The following is a 16,215-nucleotide window of genomic DNA, read 5'->3' as shown; positions in this document are numbered from 1 at the left end:
GGAACGGAGCCGATCACTCCACGCCGTCGCGTAGCGGAAGCGCGACGCCGACGAGCGTCTCGCCCGCGGTGACCGTCGCCTCGCGCGCGACGGAGTAGACGAAGCCCGCGCGGTCCGCCGTCACCTCCTGTAGCACCTCGTAGGTCGTCGGGTCGTAGACGCGTCCGAGGTGGTCGCCCGCCTCCACCGTCTCGCCGAGGGCGGTGTCGGGGCCGGGGTGGAACAGTCCCGAATCCGAGGCGGTGACGCGTCCGAGGTGGTTCCGCGCCGTCCGCAGGTCCGAGGGTATCTCCGGGTCGCCCGGGAGCATCCCGAGTTCCTTCATGACGTTCTGTACGCCGCGGACGCCGGTTTCGATGGCGGGTTCGACCAGTTGCTTGCTGTGGGCCAGTTCGGGGGTGATGGAGGGGATGCCCTCTCGGGTGGCCGCGACGCGGAGCTTCCCGCCGAAGTTCCGCTCGGACCACTCCACGTCCGCCTCGTCGCCGGCGGCCTCCGCCAACAGGAGGTCCGCGCCGAACGCCGCCGCCAGCCGTCGGGACTCGTTGTTCCCCTTGAGGTAGACGGTGTGGGTGAGCATCTCGGGGCTGCCAGTGTGTAGATCGACGATCGCGTCCGCCTCGCCGGCGTACTCCCAGAGAGCCGCCGCCATCCGTTCGTGGAGCGACCCCTCGGCGTCGCCCGGCCAGACGCGGTTCATGTTGGAGTTGACCGAGTCGAGTTCCTCCGGCGTCGTGTAGGAGACGCGGTCGAACGTGAGGGGGTCTGCGACGGGGACGGCCACGAGCGTTCCGGAGACGGCGTCGTGGTCGAGTCGTTCGTGGAGGCGGCGGAGGACTTCCGTCCCGTTGACCTCGCGGCCGTGCTGGGCGGCTTGGACGTACAGCGTCGGGCCGTCGCCGGACGCGGGTTGGCCGCCCGCCGAATCTCCGTCGGAGGCGTCGCCGTCCCCGTACGTGTGGACGGTCGTCTGCACCGGGACGCCGGAGGGCAAGCGCGCGAGGGTGAGAGTCTCGGCCGTGTGCATACCCGCACCTCGGACGGGCGCGCCTTGTATCATGTGGGGCCGCACCTCGAAGGCACGGTTTTTGTACCCGACGGCCTACCATGCCCCTATGGTAGACGAATCCGCGATGGAGAACCCCGAGAATCCGGTTGCGACGCTCCAGACGAACCGCGGCGACATCGTCGTCGAACTGTTCGAGCAACGCGCCCCGCGGACCGTCGAGAACTTCGTCGGCCTCGCGACGGGCGAGAAGGAGTGGAGCGACCCGGAGACGGGCGAAACGCGGACGGACTCGCTGTACGATGGCACGGTGTTCCACCGCATCATCGAGGGGTTCATGATTCAGGGCGGCGACCCCGAGGGGACCGGCCGCGGCGGCCCGGGCTACACCTTCGACGACGAGTTCCACGACGAACTCAACCACGACGAGGCGGGGAAACTGTCGATGGCGAACCGCGGGCCGAACACGAACGGGTCGCAGTTCTTCATCACCCTCGACGCCCAACCGCACCTCGACGGCAAGCACGCCGTCTTCGGGCAGGTCATCGAGGGGATGGACGTCGTCGAGGAGATCGGTAGCCTCCCGACGGACCGCAACGACGAACCCATGAAGGACGTCGTCCTCGAATCCGTCGAGATAGAGGAGTAACTCGATACAGTTCGACGCTTTCTCTTCCCGAGACCGACCCCGACAGCCTCCGGTTCGGAGGGCCGCCGAGACCGCAATCGACAGCGCAAAGGCCCGTGACGCGTTAGTTACGCACAATGAGTGAGTCCGACGAGTCCGGGGATGGACCGCTTCGCCCGAGCGACATCGGCGACGACGAGAACGCCCCGCCGGTCGAGGAGAAGCCCTACAAGATAATCTTCGAGGCGAACAAGTGCTTCGCGGCCGGGCGGTGCGCGGAAGTCGCCGACAACTGGGAGATGGACCTCGCGACGAACCTGGCGAAGCCGAAGTCGTACTTCATCGGCGAAGACGAACTGGAGGAGAACGTCCGGGCGGCGGAAGTCTGTCCCGCGAAGAAGGAACGCGGCGTCATCCACGTCGTGGACCGACGGACGGACGAGGAGATAGCGCCCGACCCGAACGGCGACGGGACCCTCAGCGTGGACTGGTAATCACTCGTTCAGCGTGACGTTCCCGAGGGGGCCCGTCATGCGCGGGTTGATGCCCGAGATGGTGTGGGGCCGGAACCCCTCCACCGCGTCGCGGACGCCGAAACTGTTCTTGAGGTTGTAGACGGGCAGGTGCGGACGGTCCTCCAGAATCGTCGTGATCGCCTTCGTGTACAACTCCGTTCGCTCCGCGCGGTCCGCCGACTCCCGCGCGGCGTCGAGTTGCCGCATCACCTCGTCGTTGTCGTAGTAACACCCGTTCGTGCCCCCCGCCTCCTCCTCGTGGAACATGTAGTAGAGGTAGCCGTCGGGGTCCACCTCGTCCAACCACCCGAGCACGTACATGTTGTAGTCGGACTCCTTCCCGGTCGAGTACCTATCGAGGAACGCCCCCCAGTCGAGACGCTTGACGCTGGCGTTCGAGAAGCCGAGTTCCTGCAGGGCGTTCGAGACGGTGACGCCGATCTGTTCGCGCTTGTCGTCCGGCGGGACGATGACGGTCCAGTCGTACTCTTTGGAGACGCCCGCCTCCGTCAGTAACTGCTCGGCCATCTCCATGTCCTTCTCGTGGGGTATCTCGTCCCACTCCTCGCCGGGGAAGCCCCACGAGTCGATGAGCGACTGCGGCAACGGACTCGTCATCCGCACGCCCGCGGGTTCGACGTAGCGCGACACCGCCTCGTCCATCGAGACGGCGTAGTCGATGGCCTCGCGGACCCGCTTGTCCGCCGTCGGCCCCTCGTTGCAGTTGAACGCGAGGTAGTAGTAGCCCAGACCTGGGCGTTCCGCGACGCTCGCGCCGTCGATCTCCTCGACGGTCGAGTAGAGCTTCGGCGGCACCGTCTGGACGGCGTGGTTCTCTCCGTTCCGGAGCGTCGTCACGCGCGTCGTCGGTTCGGTGACGGGCGTGAACTCCAGCGTCTGTACCTCCGGCGTCGTCTCACCCCAGTAGTCGTCGTAGCGTTCGAGGCGGACGTACTCCCCCTCCGTCCAGTCGACGAACTCGAACGGACCGCTCCCGACGGGTCGTTCGGTGTTGAACGCCTCCTTGTCCGCCTCGCGGACGGACTTCGGCACCGGAGCCCACGCGAGTTTGTGCTTGAACGGCCCGAACGGGTACGAGAGATCGAACTGCACCGTCTTCTCGTCTATCACCGTCACGGAGTCGAGCATGGTGAACTCCGACCCGTTCTGCGTCTCCTCGCGCCCGGGTGCGAGGAAGGAGTACTTCACGTCCTCGGCGGTTATCGGGTCGCCGTTGTGGAACGCGACGCCGTCTTTCAGCGTGACGACGAAGCGCGTCCCGTCCCGCGTTATCTCCGGGTCGCCTTCGGCCAGTTCGGGCGTCAGCGTCGTCCCCTCCTCGTAGGTGTACAGCGAGTCGAAGACGCGTTCGACCACCTGTAACGACGGTACGTCGTTCGCCCGTAGCGGGTCGAAATCCAGCGGCGACTTCGCCTGCGCGAACCGGAACGTCGGCCCCGCGTCCCCCTCTGTCGTCGCCGACTGCGCGTCCCTCGCGTTCCGTCCGCCCGTACACCCGGCGAGTCCCACCGCTCCCCCGGCGCCGACGGCTTTCAGCACGCGTCGTCTCGACAGCCCGTTCTGGTCAGTCATAGCGTATTTCGTCGTAACCGACGAAACAGGAAATGCCTGACGACACGCTCGGAACTCTCCGCAGTCTCCGACGGGCGAAGCGAAACCATCTTTGGGCCGTCCCGGGAAGTGGTGGGTGCGCGGGGGTGGCTGAGCCAGGCCAAAAGCGGCGGACTTAAGATCCGCTCCCGTAGGGGTCCATGGGTTCGAATCCCATCCCCCGCACTCGTTTCTTCGAGCCGTAACCGCCGAGGCGTCCGAACGTCGTCGGTGCGCGCGTCACCGCCAGAGAGAGAGCCTGCGATCGGTCGAAGGCGCGTCTACGACCTCCTCTCTCGACCTCCGCAGTGCGGACCGGCCCCACTCGGCGGCGCTCCCGAGCAAGTTTCGAACGTCCCGGACGAACGGCATCGGGTCGTCCGCGCTGAGGTAGTCGAACCGAGGGTCTCGGACGAGCGAGGACGCCACGTCCGCGACGGCGTCCGCGAATCGGGGCCGTTCGACGAGGTTGTACTCCTCGAAGAGGACGCTGTGGAGGTAGAGCAACTCCCCGCGGAGGAGGTGCCCGCCTATCCCCGCGGTGTAGGTCGCTTCGGACGCCGCCTCCGCGAAGCGCGAGCGGTCGGTCGCCTGTAGCCAGTAGAGGTACGGGAAATCGACGCCCGCTTGGACGGTGAAGGGGAGCGACGACCAAAATCGGGGGTTCACCTCCATGAGTTCGAACTCGCCGGTCCGTTCGTCGCGGAGGAACTCCACCATCGCGACCCCGTGCCAGTCGAGTCGATTCAGCAGATTTCGCCCGGCCGCTTCGAGTTCCGGAATCCGAACCGACTCCCGGTACGCGCTCGGCCCGCCGGCGTACTTCCACCCCCGTCGCTGACGGTGTTGGAACGTCGCCATCGGTTCGCCGCAGTCGTAGATGGCGAAGAAGCCGTACTCGTCGGACTGGGGGACGTACTCCTGAACGATGGGGACGTGGCCCATCTCGGCGCGTATCTCCGAACGGTTCGGTTCCTCGCCGGGCGCGAGGTACACCGTCGAGGCGTCCGACACCCCGCTTTCGGACCTCTCCTCGACGTACTCGGGTGCTAAAACGGTGTACCGCGATTTGACGATGGTCTCGCGGTCCCAATCGACCCACTCGTCGAGCGTCGCCGTCTCGGGGTAGCCGACGCCCGCCGCCGCCGCCTCCTCGAACAGTTTCACCCTGTCTTGGACCTTGCGTAGCGTCTCCATCGTCGGCCACGGCGTCCCGACGTGCTCTCCGAGCGTATCGCGGTTCCGCGCGAGTGCGTACACGTCGGCCTCCCTGAACGGGACGACGGTCCGCACGTCGGGCCGTTCGGCGAGGGCCACCAGCGCGTCTCCGTACGAGTCGAGGTTCTCTTCCGGGTCGGGGACGCTGGCGCGTTCGTCGCAGTACTTCGAGGCGAATGCCGGCGGCGTCGCCTTCTCCGACACCGCGAGCGTTCGGACCCCGCGGCGACCGAGGGACCGAAGGCAAGCGACGCTGCTGGCGACGCTTATCGCGGGAACGACTGCGGCCCCTCCCCCGGCGAACTCTGACTCGTTCATTGTTAACGCTCCTCCCCGGAAGTGACCTAATTATTCGCCGCTTACGCCACCTAGGCTGTCAATTAATAAGGCAAATCGTATCTCGGACCAAGAGACGGCGTACACCGGGATATCCGAAGCGCGGTGAGTTCGACGCGTCCGTATCGGGGGCGACGGAGACGGGCGCGCCGCAGGTGGTCAACGTCGAAGCGAGGATATCCGAAGCGAGGGCTCGAACGTTCGGTAACGCACCGTTTCTCCGACGGGGTTATCCCCGTCTCGCGCCAGTATAGGGGGATGAAGACCGCACGCCGGCCACTGGTACTCCGACGGACAGGGTTTCGAGAGCCCCGACGAGGGATTCGACTTCGACCCGACGGGCCGGTGGTGGACGTAGACCAGGTGGACGACCACGCGCTTGCGGAACTCGTCGAGGAGGCGTCGCTCGACGCCCTCGAGGAGTACGAGGCGGCGGCGAAGGCGGAAAATCGGGTGACGGGCGGCCGCTCTCGCCGGATGGACGCCGACTGTCTCAGCGAGTGAAAACCGTCCCCGATGTGCGAACGAGCCCAAACTTATTCGTGGGTTCCTAATTAGATGTAATTACACGATGTCCGTACGACCGCTCGTGGGGCCGACCCGGTACGACTACCAGCTCGGCGTGATGGGCATGAGTCTCCTCTGCGGCGGCGCTGTCGGCGTTCTCTCCTCGATTCCGTTGTACGTCGCCGGCAGTCTCGGCGCGCTGTTGGCGGCGGTCGTTCTCGTCGTCGGGACGGTCACCGAATTCGCGTGACGTTCCGGCCCGGTTATCACCGCAGATAGTCGTCGGAGTACCACACGAGAACGACAGGCGTCCTTCCGCGTTCGTTCGGAAGAGCTACTTCAGGAAGTACGTCCACCTGTTGCTCGTCGATCTGACGGTGGACGCCGACGACGGAGAGAGCGACGTGACAGGCGAAGTCGACGGGGCACAGGGGCCGGACGGCGGTTCGTCGGCGGAGGCGGCGCAGAGCGACGACTGAGGGTCGGACGGTCGGCGGTGACTCCTCTCGGTGGACGAACGGTACTCGTACGAAAGCCGTTGGACGCGACGGACCCCGACGAACCGGCGGAGACGCCGCTACGCGTCGAACGGACGAACGCGTCGCCAGAAGCGGCGCGGTGGCTGGCGGTGTAGCAGAATGGGAAAAGGTAGCGGCCCGCCGGGAGCAGCCCGGCGGACCGCTGCCGCCCTGAATTGGTCCCCGCTGACGCTTCGGCCCTCCAAAGCGAAGCGTCACTTGGTCAAATGGATGGGAGACACATAAAAGTGCCGCACGAGACCGAGTCGTTCACTCGCCCTGATGTATCTAACGAGATACGTCGTCGCGATGAGAGATCCGTCCGAGCCGCGTCCGACACGAGGGGCTTTTGCCCCGTCGTTCCCTTTAGAGGACCATGAGCGACGTATCCGGACGCGTTCGGCGAGCGTTCGACGACCACGGCTCCTTCGAGCAGGTAGACGACCGGACGTTCGAATCGACCGCGACGGCGTTCGACGGGACGGTTCGCGTCTCCGAGGACGGTGCGGAGATAACGTTCGAAGTCGAGGTTCGCGTCCCCATGCTGGACGCCGTCGTCGAGGACGACGTGGCCGAAGTCGTCGAAGACGGGTGGTACGAGACGTTCGCGCTCCGGGCGGAGGACATCGGCGGCGTGACGAAAGCCGAACGCGACCTGTCCGTGGACGTGCGCCGGGACGGGGAGGAGGCGGTGGTCGAAACGTCGTTCGCCGACGTGAACGAACGCCGCGGCGCGGACGACGCCGGTGCGGTCATCGACTACGTCGAGGGAACGTACGTGCAGGGCGTCATCCCCGGCTACGAGTACACCGACCCGGTGTCGAGCCTCATCGACCGCGCGAGCGAAGCGGCGGGTGCGGACGGCGGGACGCCCCTCTGAGAGGCGAAACTCCGATTTTCGGCGGCCGCGGAGACGGTTCGGGGGAGTCAGTCCATCGCCATGTACGTCTGCGTGTCCTCGATGCCGTCGACGCCGTGGATGCCCGCGGCGATCTCTTTCACCTCGCCGGGGGAGTCCACCTCGGTTTTGACGACGAAGTCCACGTCGCCGGCGACGATACTGACGCTCCGGACGCCTTCGTCCAGCGACAGCATCTCCTCGCGGAGGCGGTCTACGTCACCGGTCGAGGCCTTCACCATGACGTAGGAGGTGACCATCTCAGGCACCTCCCGTGGCCCGCGACAGTTCCTCGCCGACGACGAGTTGGCGAACCTCGTCTAACACCGAGAAGTCCGCGAGAACCGCGATTCTGTCGCCCGTCTCCAGCGAGTGGTCCGGCATCGGCAGTCCCATCGGTTCGTCCGCCTTCCCGAACGCGAGGATGCGCGAGCTCGCGGGCAGGGCCACCTCGTCTATGGTGTACCCCCGCATCGGCGACTCCTCGGAGACGGTCATGAGGACGACCTGCAGGTGCTGTGCGATGTCGGCGATGGCGCGGACGGACCCGCCGAGGAGGGCGTTCTTCGCCCCGATAGCGCCGAGGCGTTCGGGGTACACCACCTCGTCTACCTCGTTTGCGTACTTCTGGTACACCTCCTCGCGGTAGTCCTCGTCCACCCGGAGGACCGTCCGGAGCCCGTAGTGTTTGGCGATGGAACAGGCGGCGAAGTTCACGTTCAAATCGCCCGTGAGGCCGCCGAGCGCGTCGGAGTCGGCGATACCCGCCTCTTCGAGAACCTCCTCGCGGGCGCCGTCGCCCTCCACCACTTCGAACCCGGCGCCGCGGGCCCGGTCGATTCGGTCCCGGTCCAGTTCGACGAGGGCCACCTCGTGTCCCTCCCCTTTGAGAACCCGGGCCGTTCGAAGACCGACACGTCCGGCACCAATGATAACGAACCGCATAGTAGGGACGTACGCCGCGTGAGATGAATAACCTTACCCCGGACGGCGGCACAAACGCTTTGAGCCGATGCGTGCATGTGTGTGTCATGGTACACGCCTTCATCATGGTGAAAACCGCCGCGGGCGAGTCGGAACGACTGCTCGACCCCATCCGAAAGCTCTCGACAGTCACGGAGGCGCACATCGTCGCGGGCGACTACGACATCATCGCGGAGGTTGAGTCCGACGAGGTGTACGAGGTGTTGAAGACCGCCTCCAGCGGCGTTCAGGGGCTAGAGGGCGTGACGGACACGAAGACGTACATCTCGATGGACGACTGACGCGGGGAGTCAGCGGTCGAGTTCGTTCGGGTCGTGTCGCGAGAGGCGGTCCCGCATCGACGCTCGCTGGCGTTCGATATCCGGCGGGAGCGACCCGTAGGCGTGGTCGAACACGTCGTCGGGGTCCGCCGGTTCGACGGATTCCGCCTCCTCGACGGCGGCTTTCAGTTCCGCCTCCGTCTCCTCGCGGACCGTCTCGACGAACGCGTCGTCTATCACGCCCTCCCCGCGGAGGAACTCCTCGTACCGTTCGAGGGGGTCGCGCGTCCGCCACTCCGGTAAGTCCGGTTCGTCGTCGCGGTAGACGCTCGGGTCGTCCGCCGTCGTGTGCGGCCCCCGCCGGTAGGTGAGACTCTCCACGAGAACCGGGTCGCCGTCCCGCGCCGACGCGAGGGCGTCGGTGACCGTCTCCCGCACCGCGAGGGGGTCGTTGCCGTCCACCTGCACGCCCTCGAAGCCGTACGCCTCCGCTTTGGCCGCGATGGAGTCGCTCGCCGTCTGTCTCTCCCGCGGCATCGAGATGGCCCAGTCGTTGTTCTCGCAGAAGAAGACGACCGGCGCGTCGAAGACGCCCGCGAAGTTCAGCCCCTCGTGGAAGTCGCCTTCGCTCGTCGCGCCGTCGCCGAAGCAGACGAGGACCGCGTACTCCTCCTCCCGGTAGTTCGCGGCCATCCCCGCGCCCGTCGCAAGCGGTATCTGCGTGGCGATGGGCACCGCCTGCGGGAAGACGGGGATATCGTGGTCCGAGTGGTACTCCGCGCGGCCGCGACGGAACAGGAGGATGTCGCTCATCGGAACGCCGCGGGCCAGTTGGAGGGCGTTCGAACGGTAGGTGGGGAACAGCCAGTCGTCCTCCCGAAGCGCGTGGGCCGCGCCGACCTGCGACGCCTCCTGCCCGCGGAACGGCGGGTACCCGCTCATCCACCCGCGTCGCTGGAGGGCGAGGGCGCGGTCGTCGAACCGACGCGCTCGCACCATGTCTCGGAAGGCGGCGCGGGCGTCGACCTCGGTGAGCCACGTCTCTTCGAGGGAGCGCTCTCCGACGAGTCGGTGCATGACCGAGTTCTCGCCGCGACTCCTGATAAAGTTCCGCGATTGCAGGAGTCGAACCCCGTCCCGAAAGCCGAGGGTGTAAAGTTCGCCGCCGACGTACGCGGCGTATGGTCTCGGTCGTCAACCTCGTGCTGTTCGGGGCGGTCCTCGTCGGTCACACGCTTCTGGCGGCGGTGTTAACCCGGTTCTTCCGCATCCGGCTGAAGACCCAGTGGGGGTACGTCGTCTACTCGCTGCTTCTCATCCCCGTCGTCCTCGTCGTCTCGACGCTCCTGTTCTTCGGCGTCCTCCCCATCGGGGCCGGGTTGAACCTCGGCGTCCCGGCGTTGCTCGGCGCGTCCGTCGGGATGCCGCTGGCTCTCGGATTCGCAATCGACACCCTGTACGTGCCGCCGCCCGAGGAGTACGACCTGCCGGAGACGCAGTAGTCGGTTACGCCCCGTCGCGCCGTTCGCGTTCCCGCAGGAGTCGCTCGACGCTCCGTTCGACCATCTCGACGACGTCCTCCGGCGGTTCAGTCGCGTCGATGCGGACGAACCGTTCGGGGTTCGCCTCGATGAGTTCCTCGTAGTTGTCCCGCACCGCCGCGAGGTACTCCGCTCGCTCGAACTTGTTCGTCGCCCCCGCGCGGGCGGCGGCCGTCTCGGGGTCCACGTCGAGATAGATGGTCGCGTCCGGCGGGCGGGAGAACGCCGCGTGGATGCCCTGCACGTACTCCAGCGGTCGCGTCAGGTCCGTCTCCGAGAGCGTGGCCGCCTGATAGGCGAACCGCGAGTCGGAGTAGCGGTCCGAGACGACGAGTTTCCCCGCCTCCAACGCCGGGCGAATCACCCGCGAGAGGTGGTCGGCGTGGTCGGCGGTGAACAGGAACAACTCGGCCAGCGGGTCCGCGTCCTCGTCGGACATCGACCGATAGACGGCGTCGCCGTACCACGACTCCGTCGGTTCGCGGGTGAACACCGCGTCGGGATAGGCGTCGTGTAACGCCTCCCACGCGGTCGTCTTCCCGCTTCCGTCGAGTCCTTCGAGCGTGATGAGCATACTCCGACGTGGAACGCGGAGGGAGTAAAAGCGCGCGGGATTCGGACGTCGGACGCCCGTCGCGCCACCGGCAGGTCGCCAGACGGCGGTAGGACGGCCGCGGAACGACCGCGAAACCGGGGGACGGGAAGTACATTTACCTGTTCAGAAGCCGACGTAGACGCCATGAACGTTCTCGTCGTGGGCGGAACCGGATTCATCGGGAGCCACCTCTGTCGCGAACTGGTCGAACGCGGGCACGAAGTGACAGCCCTCTCGCGGAGTCCCGGCGGCGACGACTTGCCGGCGAAGGTGAACAACGCGATGGGGAACGTGACGGCGTACGACTCCATCAAAGGCGCCTTCGAGGGGATGGACGCCGTGTTCAACCTCGTCGCGCTCTCGCCGTTGTTCAAGCCGAAGGGGGGCAACGAGATGCACGACAAAGTCCACCGACAGGGGACCGAGAACGTCGTCCGCGCCGCGGAGAACAACGACGTAGGGCGCTACGTCCACCTGAGCGCGTTGGGCGCGGACCCCGACGGCCCGACGGCGTACATCCGCGCGAAGGGCCGGGCCGAAGAGATAGTGACCGACTCCGACCTCGATTACACCGTCTTCCGCCCCTCCGTCGTCTTCGGCGAGGGCGGCGAGTTCCTCTCCTTTACGAAACTGCTGGCTCCGCCGTACGTGAGTCCGCTTCCGGGCGGCGGCGAGACGCGGTTCCAACCGCTCTGGGTCGGCGACTTCGCGCCGATGCTGGCGGACGCGGCCGAACAGGAGGAACACGCCGGGCGGATCTACGAGGTCGCCGGCCCGGAGAAACTCACCCTCGCGGAGATAGCGAAACTCATCCACAAGTCCGAGGGCCGGTCTACGACCGTCGTTCCGGTTCCGATGCCGCTCGCGCGAATCGGCCTCGCCGTCGGCGGGGCGATTCCGGGGTTCCCCATGGGGTCCGACCAGTACCGATCGCTTCAGTTCGACAACACGACCGACGACAACGACGTCGGCGCGTTCGGCGTCGATAGTGACGACCTGACGACAGTCCGCGCGTACCTCTACCGGCAGGGAACCTGACGGCCGACGGAGGGAATTCCCGCCCGAACGGCCGAAAGAGTTATATATAAATTCATACCTTCCACCTCGAAGGACGCCTATCCGTCGGTGTAACGACTCGTTAACAGCCCGGTTACGTCCGGCGATTTACCCCGTTATATTCCCCTGAATCGACATTCCGGCATCACAAGGCTTATGTCTACGTTGGTGCTGGCATATATTCAATGGCGAGGGGACCGGAGAAACGATGAAGCTCGCAATGATCGGATTCGGGCAGGCTGGGGGAAAAGTAGTCGATAAATTCGTCGAATACGACAAGCGGCAAGGGTCGGGCATCGTCCGCGCGGCCGTCGCAGTCAATTCGGCGAAGGCAGACTTGATGGGACTCGAACATATTCCGCAGGACCAACGCGTGCTCATCGGGCAGTCGCGCGTGAAGGGCCACGGTGTCGGTGCCGACAACGAACTCGGCGCCGAAATCGCCGAGGAAGACATCGACGAAGTTCAAGGTGCCATCGACTCGATCCCCGTCCACGAAGTGGACGCGTTCTTGGTCGTCTCCGGACTCGGAGGCGGTACCGGGAGCGGCGGTGCGCCCGTATTAGCGAAACACCTGAAACGAATCTACACCGAACCCGTGTACGGCCTCGGCATCCTGCCGGGCAGCGACGAAGGGGGTATCTACACCCTCAACGCCGCGCGGTCGTTCCAGACGTTCGTCCGTGAGGTGGACAACCTCATGGTGTTCGACAACGACGCGTGGCGGAAGACCGGGGAGTCCGTACAGGGTGGGTACGACGAGATTAACGAGGAGATAGTCAACCGCTTCGGCGTCCTGTTCGGGGCCGGAGAGGTCGAACAGGGGGGCGAAGTCGCAGAGAGCGTCGTCGACTCCTCCGAGATTATCAACACGCTCGCCGGCGGTGGCGTCTCCACCGTCGGCTACGCCTCCGAGAGCGTCGAGAGTGAGGGCGGTTCCGGCGGGGGACTGCTCTCTCGACTCACCGGCGGCGAAGAGGACACGAATCTCGACACCGCCCACACGACCAACCGAATCACGTCGCTCGTGCGGAAGGCGGCGCTCGGACGCCTCACGCTCCCCTGCGAGATAGAGGGCACCGAACGCGCCCTTCTGGTGATGGCCGGCCCGCCGGAGCATCTCAACCGGAAAGGTATAGAGCGCGGGCGGAAGTGGATCGAGGAGCAGACCGGGAGCATGGAAGTCCGCGGCGGCGACTACCCCATCCGCGGGGCCGGGAAAGTCGCGTCCGTCATCCTGCTTTCGGGCGTCACGAACGTGCCGCGCATCAAGGAACTCCAGCAGGTCGCCATCGAGGCGCAGGACAACATCGACGAGATCCGAGAGGAGAGTAACGACAACTTGCAAAATCTCATCAACGATGACGAAGACGAGCTTGAATCGCTGTTTTAAGCTCGCGCTGGCCTGTCTGCTCGCCCTCTCTCTGGTGGCCGTTCCAGCGGCCGCCGTCTCCGTCGGGAACGACGACGTCCCCGCCGAGAGCGAAGTCGGTCAACAGGTCACCGCGACGGTGACGCTCGACGAACTGTACAAGAACCCGCAGTTGGAATCGTGGACGCTCGCGGGCTCTACGGAACTGACGGACGTGACGTGGACCGTCGTCTACTACGACCAGACCGGCGCGAAGGTCGGACAGGACGAGTTCGACGGTCAGAACTTCAGCGGCGCGGACGTCTCCGCGGCCGACGGGACGAGCGAAGTCGAGGTGACCGTCACCGGCACCGTCCCCGAGGTGGAGTCGTACAGCTACGACCCCGCACAGGAGTTCACCGCGATGGAACTGACGCAGACTCGCTCCGGCGGGTCCTCCAACGAGATCGGCACGTGGTCCACCCACCACTTCACGCAGGAGAGCAACGACGCGCGCGCCGCACTCGACGAGGCGCAGTCGGCCATCCAGAGCGCATCGGGCGCGAACACGAAGGAGGCCGAACAGCAGTTCTCCAACGCGGTGGACGCCTACGAGAACGGTAACTTCGACCTCGCGACGAAACTCGCGAGCGAAGCCCAGACGAAAGCCGAGAACGCACAGCAGTCGAGCCAGACGAAACAGCTCGCGATGTACGCCGTCGGCGGCGTACTCGTCGTCGCCCTGTTCGCCGGTGGATTCCTCTACTGGCGGTCCCAACAGGACAGCTACGACAAATTGGGCTAACGCCCGCTCCAACGCACTTTTTTATCGACGCTCGCTCGAACGTACTACCCATGCGCGTCGTCGTCCCGTACACCGACCGCGACCCGAAGAGTCGCCTCGCGGGGCGACTGGGCGAGTCGGAGCGACGAGCGTTCTCTCGGGCGATGCTGCGCGACGTTCTCGACGCCGTCGAAGGCGCGGGACACGACCCGGTCGTGTTGGCGACCGAACCCGTCGCGGTTTCCGACGCTCCGGTCGTCGTGGACGACAGAGCGCTGACGCCCGCGGTCAACGGCGTCCTCGCGCGCCTCGGCGGTTCGGACGCGTCGGAGGACGACGGAGGCGATGGAAGCGAGGGCGGCGAAAGCGATAACGGAGACGGGAGCGAAGGCGAACTCGAACGCGGAGACGACGAACCCGTCGCCTTTGCGGACGTGGCCCGCGACGGGGAGGTGGCGGTGGCGATGGCGGACCTCGCACTCGCCACGCCGGAGGCCGTGCGGCGACTCGCGGACGCCGAAGGCGACGTGGTTATCGCGCCCGGACGCGGCGGCGGGACGAACGCACTCGTCGTCCGCCACCCGGGATTCCGCGTCGATTACCACGGCGCGTCCTACCGCGACCACCGCCGCATCGCCGGGGAGGCGGGTGCGTCCGTCGGCGTCCTCGATTCGATGCGCCTCTCCACCGACGTGGACGAACCGTCGGACCTCGCGGAGGTGTTGCTCCACGGCGGCGGGGAGTCGAAGCGGTGGTTGCGCGAGGCGGGGTTCGAACTCGACGTCTCCGGGGGGCGCGTCGGCGTCGTTCGGGAGCCGTAACCCCTCGTTTCCTAAATAATCTGCCAGTAAAGACATATGGGTAGAGTCGAATCGTCAGTGTGCGCGGCACGTCGGCTGTTCCGGCACACCGGTTGAACCGTACTGTCGCGCGTTGCCCCATCCCCTGTCTTCGCGGGCGGATCTCCCGCCGTCCGTCCTTTCGACGGGGGCGTCGCCGCGTCTCCCCGTCCCGCGGCGGCGCCCGACGGTCGTACACCCCCGTTTCCCCCCTGCGGGGAGTGTACACCCTTTTGTGCCCTCGGGACGCACCCGAACGCATGTTCCCCGGCATCGACGAGTACGACGTGTCCGTCGACGTGGCGGAGGGCGACGTCGAACGACTCCTCGACGCCTCGCCCGCGGACGTCGATGCGGCGCCGGAGTTGACGTTCTCTCGGAACATCTTCCTGCCGTTGACGACGGCCTGTCGCTACACCTGCACGTACTGCACCTACTACGACGTGCCGGGCGAGGCGTCGTTGCTCTCGCCGGAGGAGGTGCGGCGGCGACTGCGCGTCGGCGCGGACGCCGGGTGCACGGAGGCGCTTTTCACGTTCGGCGACGAGCCCGACGAACGCTACGAGGAGGTACACGCCCAGTTAGCGGAGTGGGGGTACGACGACATTCTGGACTACCTGCGCGACGTCTGCGAGATGGCGATGGCGGAGGGACTGCTGGCCCACAGCAACCCCGGCGACCTGACGGCGGCGGAGTTCGAATCGCTCGCGCCGGTCAACGCCAGCATGGGCGTGATGTTAGAGACGACGGCGGACGTGCGGGCGCACTCGGGGACGCGCCGGAAGACGCCCGGCCAGCGACTCAACACCATCGAGGCCGCGGGCGAAGTCGGCGTCCCGTTCACCACGGGCATCCTCGTCGGCATCGGCGAGACGTGGCGCGACAGGGCCGAAAGTCTGCTCGCGATTCGCGAACTCCACGAACGGTACGGCCACGTACAGGAGGTCATCGTCCAGAACGTCGTCCCGAACGAACGCTCCGACTTCGAGAAACCGTCGGTGGAGACGATGCGCCGCGTCGTCGCCATGGCGCGCGTCGCCCTCCCCGAGGAGGTGTCGGTGCAGGTGCCGCCGAACCTCTCGCCGACGCGCGAACTCCTCGACTGCGGCGTCGACGACTTGGGCGGCGTCTCGCCCGTGACGGACGACTACATCAACCCCGACTACGAGTGGCCCGCCCTGCGGGAACTCCGCGACATCGCCGACGGGGCGGGCGTCCCCCTGTACGAACGCCTGCCCGTCTACGACCGCTACCTGCCCGAGGCCCACCGACGCGAGGACTTCGACGGCCGCCCCGCGCCCGGCGAGTGGCTTTCGCCGGCGGTGCGGGACGCCATCGGGGCGGACGACGTGCACGGCGAACGCTACCGCGGCGTCGCGCGCCGGGACGGTCCGCTCGCGGTCGGTGCGGACGACTGACCGCGACGGCGACGCTGGGCCGTCGCGGACGACTGACGGCGGGCGTCCGTCGGTCCGGTACCCGCGTTCTCGGGGCGCGAGAACCACCGACGACCGTCTATCCGCCGCCCGCGAAGGGTACCGTATGTGTGAGATAGACGCGCCGTGGGC

20 protein-coding genes and 1 tRNA gene are annotated in these 16,215 nt (G+C 66.5%); 14 read left to right on the top strand and 7 right to left on the bottom strand.

What is annotated here, in order from left to right; all coding sequences use genetic code 11:
* Positions 1 to 13: 13 nt before the first annotated feature.
* A complete protein-coding gene (locus BLS11_RS01920; protein WP_092532102.1) occupies positions 14 to 1,027 on the bottom strand; it encodes a succinylglutamate desuccinylase/aspartoacylase family protein in 1,014 nt (337 codons plus the stop codon).
* Positions 1,028 to 1,115: 88 nt separating this feature from the next.
* Between BLS11_RS01920 and BLS11_RS01915 the strand changes: the two genes are divergently transcribed.
* Together BLS11_RS01915 and BLS11_RS01910 are read left to right on the top strand one after the other, a co-directional pair.
* Entirely contained in the window at positions 1,116 to 1,655 is a 540-nt protein-coding gene (locus BLS11_RS01915; RefSeq protein ID WP_175454353.1) for a peptidylprolyl isomerase, read from the top strand.
* Between the two features lie 116 nt (positions 1,656 to 1,771).
* On the top strand, positions 1,772 to 2,128 hold the full coding sequence (locus BLS11_RS01910) for a ferredoxin (RefSeq protein ID WP_092532098.1): 357 nt from the start codon (positions 1,772 to 1,774) through the stop codon (positions 2,126 to 2,128).
* Here the strand turns inward: BLS11_RS01910 and BLS11_RS01905 are convergent, their stop codons facing one another.
* Positions 2,129 to 3,742, bottom strand: a complete 1,614-nt coding sequence (locus tag BLS11_RS01905; RefSeq protein ID WP_092532095.1) for an ABC transporter substrate-binding protein — start codon at positions 3,740 to 3,742, stop codon at positions 2,129 to 2,131.
* A gap of 119 nt (positions 3,743 to 3,861) precedes the next feature.
* On the opposite strand from BLS11_RS01905, the gene BLS11_RS01900 reads away from it, so the two are divergent.
* A tRNA-Leu gene (locus tag BLS11_RS01900) sits at positions 3,862 to 3,946 on the top strand.
* Between the two features lie 54 nt (positions 3,947 to 4,000).
* On the opposite strand, the gene BLS11_RS01895 is transcribed toward BLS11_RS01900, so the two are convergent.
* The gene (locus BLS11_RS01895; RefSeq protein WP_175454352.1) at positions 4,001 to 5,296 is read right to left on the bottom strand and encodes a carboxylate--amine ligase; all 1,296 of its coding nucleotides are present in this window, start codon (positions 5,294 to 5,296) and stop codon (positions 4,001 to 4,003) included.
* Between the two features lie 366 nt (positions 5,297 to 5,662).
* On the opposite strand from BLS11_RS01895, the gene BLS11_RS19235 reads away from it, so the two are divergent.
* The 4 genes from BLS11_RS19235 to BLS11_RS01885 all read left to right on the top strand — a co-directional run bounded on the left by BLS11_RS19235 (position 5,663) and on the right by BLS11_RS01885 (position 7,219).
* Complete coding sequence (locus BLS11_RS19235) at positions 5,663 to 5,818, top strand: hypothetical protein (protein ID WP_175454351.1); 156 nt, start codon at positions 5,663 to 5,665, stop codon at positions 5,816 to 5,818.
* 67 nt (positions 5,819 to 5,885) lie between these two features.
* Positions 5,886 to 6,071 (top strand): DUF8015 family protein, encoded by a 186-nt coding sequence (locus tag BLS11_RS01890; protein ID WP_092532091.1) that lies wholly within the window; start codon positions 5,886 to 5,888, stop codon positions 6,069 to 6,071.
* Between the two features lie 246 nt (positions 6,072 to 6,317).
* Positions 6,318 to 6,455, top strand: coding sequence for a hypothetical protein (locus BLS11_RS19230; protein ID WP_175454350.1), 138 nt, complete (start codon positions 6,318 to 6,320; stop codon positions 6,453 to 6,455).
* A gap of 260 nt (positions 6,456 to 6,715) precedes the next feature.
* Entirely contained in the window at positions 6,716 to 7,219 is a 504-nt protein-coding gene (locus BLS11_RS01885; protein ID WP_092532088.1) for a DUF5813 family protein, read from the top strand.
* A gap of 47 nt (positions 7,220 to 7,266) precedes the next feature.
* Here the strand turns inward: BLS11_RS01885 and BLS11_RS01880 are convergent, their stop codons facing one another.
* Together BLS11_RS01880 and BLS11_RS01875 are read right to left on the bottom strand one after the other, a co-directional pair.
* Positions 7,267 to 7,497 carry an Lrp/AsnC ligand binding domain-containing protein gene (locus tag BLS11_RS01880; RefSeq protein WP_092532085.1) on the bottom strand — a complete coding sequence of 77 codons (231 nt, stop codon included), beginning with the start codon at positions 7,495 to 7,497 and terminating at the stop codon, positions 7,267 to 7,269.
* Position 7,498: 1 nt separating this feature from the next.
* A complete protein-coding gene (locus BLS11_RS01875) occupies positions 7,499 to 8,182 on the bottom strand; it encodes a potassium channel family protein (RefSeq protein WP_092532082.1) in 684 nt (227 codons plus the stop codon).
* Positions 8,183 to 8,268: 86 nt separating this feature from the next.
* Between BLS11_RS01875 and BLS11_RS01870 the strand changes: the two genes are divergently transcribed.
* Positions 8,269 to 8,502, top strand: a complete 234-nt coding sequence (locus tag BLS11_RS01870; protein WP_092532079.1) for an Lrp/AsnC ligand binding domain-containing protein — start codon at positions 8,269 to 8,271, stop codon at positions 8,500 to 8,502.
* 9 nt (positions 8,503 to 8,511) lie between these two features.
* On the opposite strand, the gene BLS11_RS01865 is transcribed toward BLS11_RS01870, so the two are convergent.
* On the bottom strand, positions 8,512 to 9,558 hold the full coding sequence (locus BLS11_RS01865; protein WP_092532076.1) for a thiamine pyrophosphate-dependent dehydrogenase E1 component subunit alpha: 1,047 nt from the start codon (positions 9,556 to 9,558) through the stop codon (positions 8,512 to 8,514).
* A 104-nt stretch (positions 9,559 to 9,662) separates the two neighbouring features.
* On the opposite strand from BLS11_RS01865, the gene BLS11_RS01860 reads away from it, so the two are divergent.
* Positions 9,663 to 9,983, top strand: coding sequence for a DUF7991 family protein (locus BLS11_RS01860; RefSeq protein WP_092532073.1), 321 nt, complete (start codon positions 9,663 to 9,665; stop codon positions 9,981 to 9,983).
* Between the two features lie 4 nt (positions 9,984 to 9,987).
* Here the strand turns inward: BLS11_RS01860 and tmk are convergent, their stop codons facing one another.
* The gene (gene tmk / locus BLS11_RS01855) at positions 9,988 to 10,596 is read right to left on the bottom strand and encodes a dTMP kinase (protein WP_092532070.1); all 609 of its coding nucleotides are present in this window, start codon (positions 10,594 to 10,596) and stop codon (positions 9,988 to 9,990) included.
* A 165-nt stretch (positions 10,597 to 10,761) separates the two neighbouring features.
* Here tmk and BLS11_RS01850 point away from each other — a divergent pair, with 165 nt between their 5' ends.
* The 5 genes from BLS11_RS01850 to cofG all read left to right on the top strand — a co-directional run bounded on the left by BLS11_RS01850 (position 10,762) and on the right by cofG (position 16,065).
* Positions 10,762 to 11,655: a complex I NDUFA9 subunit family protein gene (locus tag BLS11_RS01850; protein ID WP_092532067.1), complete on the top strand. Its 894-nt coding sequence runs from the start codon at positions 10,762 to 10,764 to the stop codon at positions 11,653 to 11,655.
* Between the two features lie 226 nt (positions 11,656 to 11,881).
* A complete protein-coding gene (locus BLS11_RS01845) occupies positions 11,882 to 13,066 on the top strand; it encodes a tubulin/FtsZ family protein (protein WP_175454349.1) in 1,185 nt (394 codons plus the stop codon).
* Positions 13,035 to 13,829 (top strand): DUF4398 domain-containing protein, encoded by a 795-nt coding sequence (locus tag BLS11_RS01840; protein ID WP_092532064.1) that lies wholly within the window; start codon positions 13,035 to 13,037, stop codon positions 13,827 to 13,829. The genes BLS11_RS01845 and BLS11_RS01840 overlap by 32 nt, the downstream gene beginning before the upstream one ends.
* A 50-nt stretch (positions 13,830 to 13,879) precedes the next feature.
* The gene (locus BLS11_RS01835; protein ID WP_092532061.1) at positions 13,880 to 14,629 is read left to right on the top strand and encodes a CofC family guanylyltransferase; all 750 of its coding nucleotides are present in this window, start codon (positions 13,880 to 13,882) and stop codon (positions 14,627 to 14,629) included.
* Positions 14,630 to 14,907: 278 nt separating this feature from the next.
* Positions 14,908 to 16,065 (top strand): 7,8-didemethyl-8-hydroxy-5-deazariboflavin synthase subunit CofG, encoded by a 1,158-nt coding sequence (gene cofG / locus BLS11_RS01830; RefSeq protein WP_092532058.1) that lies wholly within the window; start codon positions 14,908 to 14,910, stop codon positions 16,063 to 16,065.
* Positions 16,066 to 16,215 lie beyond the last annotated feature (150 nt).

This window comes from Halopelagius longus, from assembly GCF_900100875.1.
Lineage (GTDB): Archaea > Halobacteriota > Halobacteria > Halobacteriales > Haloferacaceae > Halopelagius > Halopelagius longus.
Note: the sequence above shows the minus strand (reverse complement) of the source record. Positions and strands in the feature narration are given on the sequence as shown.

Coding starts and splice junctions, on each gene's coding strand:
- BLS11_RS01840 (WP_092532064.1), top strand. CDS start 13,035: ATGACGAAGACGAGCTTGAATCGCTGTTTTAAGCTCGCGCTGGCCTGT.
- tmk (WP_092532070.1), bottom strand. CDS start 10,596: ATGCTCATCACGCTCGAAGGACTCGACGGAAGCGGGAAGACGACCGCG.
- BLS11_RS01865 (WP_092532076.1), bottom strand. CDS start 9,558: ATGCACCGACTCGTCGGAGAGCGCTCCCTCGAAGAGACGTGGCTCACC.
- BLS11_RS01880 (WP_092532085.1), bottom strand. CDS start 7,497: ATGGTCACCTCCTACGTCATGGTGAAGGCCTCGACCGGTGACGTAGAC.
- BLS11_RS01860 (WP_092532073.1), top strand. CDS start 9,663: ATGGTCTCGGTCGTCAACCTCGTGCTGTTCGGGGCGGTCCTCGTCGGT.
- BLS11_RS01910 (WP_092532098.1), top strand. CDS start 1,772: ATGAGTGAGTCCGACGAGTCCGGGGATGGACCGCTTCGCCCGAGCGAC.
- BLS11_RS01835 (WP_092532061.1), top strand. CDS start 13,880: ATGCGCGTCGTCGTCCCGTACACCGACCGCGACCCGAAGAGTCGCCTC.
- BLS11_RS01915 (WP_175454353.1), top strand. CDS start 1,116: ATGGTAGACGAATCCGCGATGGAGAACCCCGAGAATCCGGTTGCGACG.
- BLS11_RS01845 (WP_175454349.1), top strand. CDS start 11,882: ATGAAGCTCGCAATGATCGGATTCGGGCAGGCTGGGGGAAAAGTAGTC.
- BLS11_RS01920 (WP_092532102.1), bottom strand. CDS start 1,027: ATGCACACGGCCGAGACTCTCACCCTCGCGCGCTTGCCCTCCGGCGTC.
- BLS11_RS01870 (WP_092532079.1), top strand. CDS start 8,269: ATGGTACACGCCTTCATCATGGTGAAAACCGCCGCGGGCGAGTCGGAA.
- cofG (WP_092532058.1), top strand. CDS start 14,908: ATGTTCCCCGGCATCGACGAGTACGACGTGTCCGTCGACGTGGCGGAG.
- BLS11_RS01875 (WP_092532082.1), bottom strand. CDS start 8,182: ATGCGGTTCGTTATCATTGGTGCCGGACGTGTCGGTCTTCGAACGGCC.
- BLS11_RS01895 (WP_175454352.1), bottom strand. CDS start 5,296: ATGAACGAGTCAGAGTTCGCCGGGGGAGGGGCCGCAGTCGTTCCCGCG.
- BLS11_RS01890 (WP_092532091.1), top strand. CDS start 5,886: ATGTCCGTACGACCGCTCGTGGGGCCGACCCGGTACGACTACCAGCTC.
- BLS11_RS01885 (WP_092532088.1), top strand. CDS start 6,716: ATGAGCGACGTATCCGGACGCGTTCGGCGAGCGTTCGACGACCACGGC.
- BLS11_RS01850 (WP_092532067.1), top strand. CDS start 10,762: ATGAACGTTCTCGTCGTGGGCGGAACCGGATTCATCGGGAGCCACCTC.
- BLS11_RS01905 (WP_092532095.1), bottom strand. CDS start 3,742: ATGACTGACCAGAACGGGCTGTCGAGACGACGCGTGCTGAAAGCCGTC.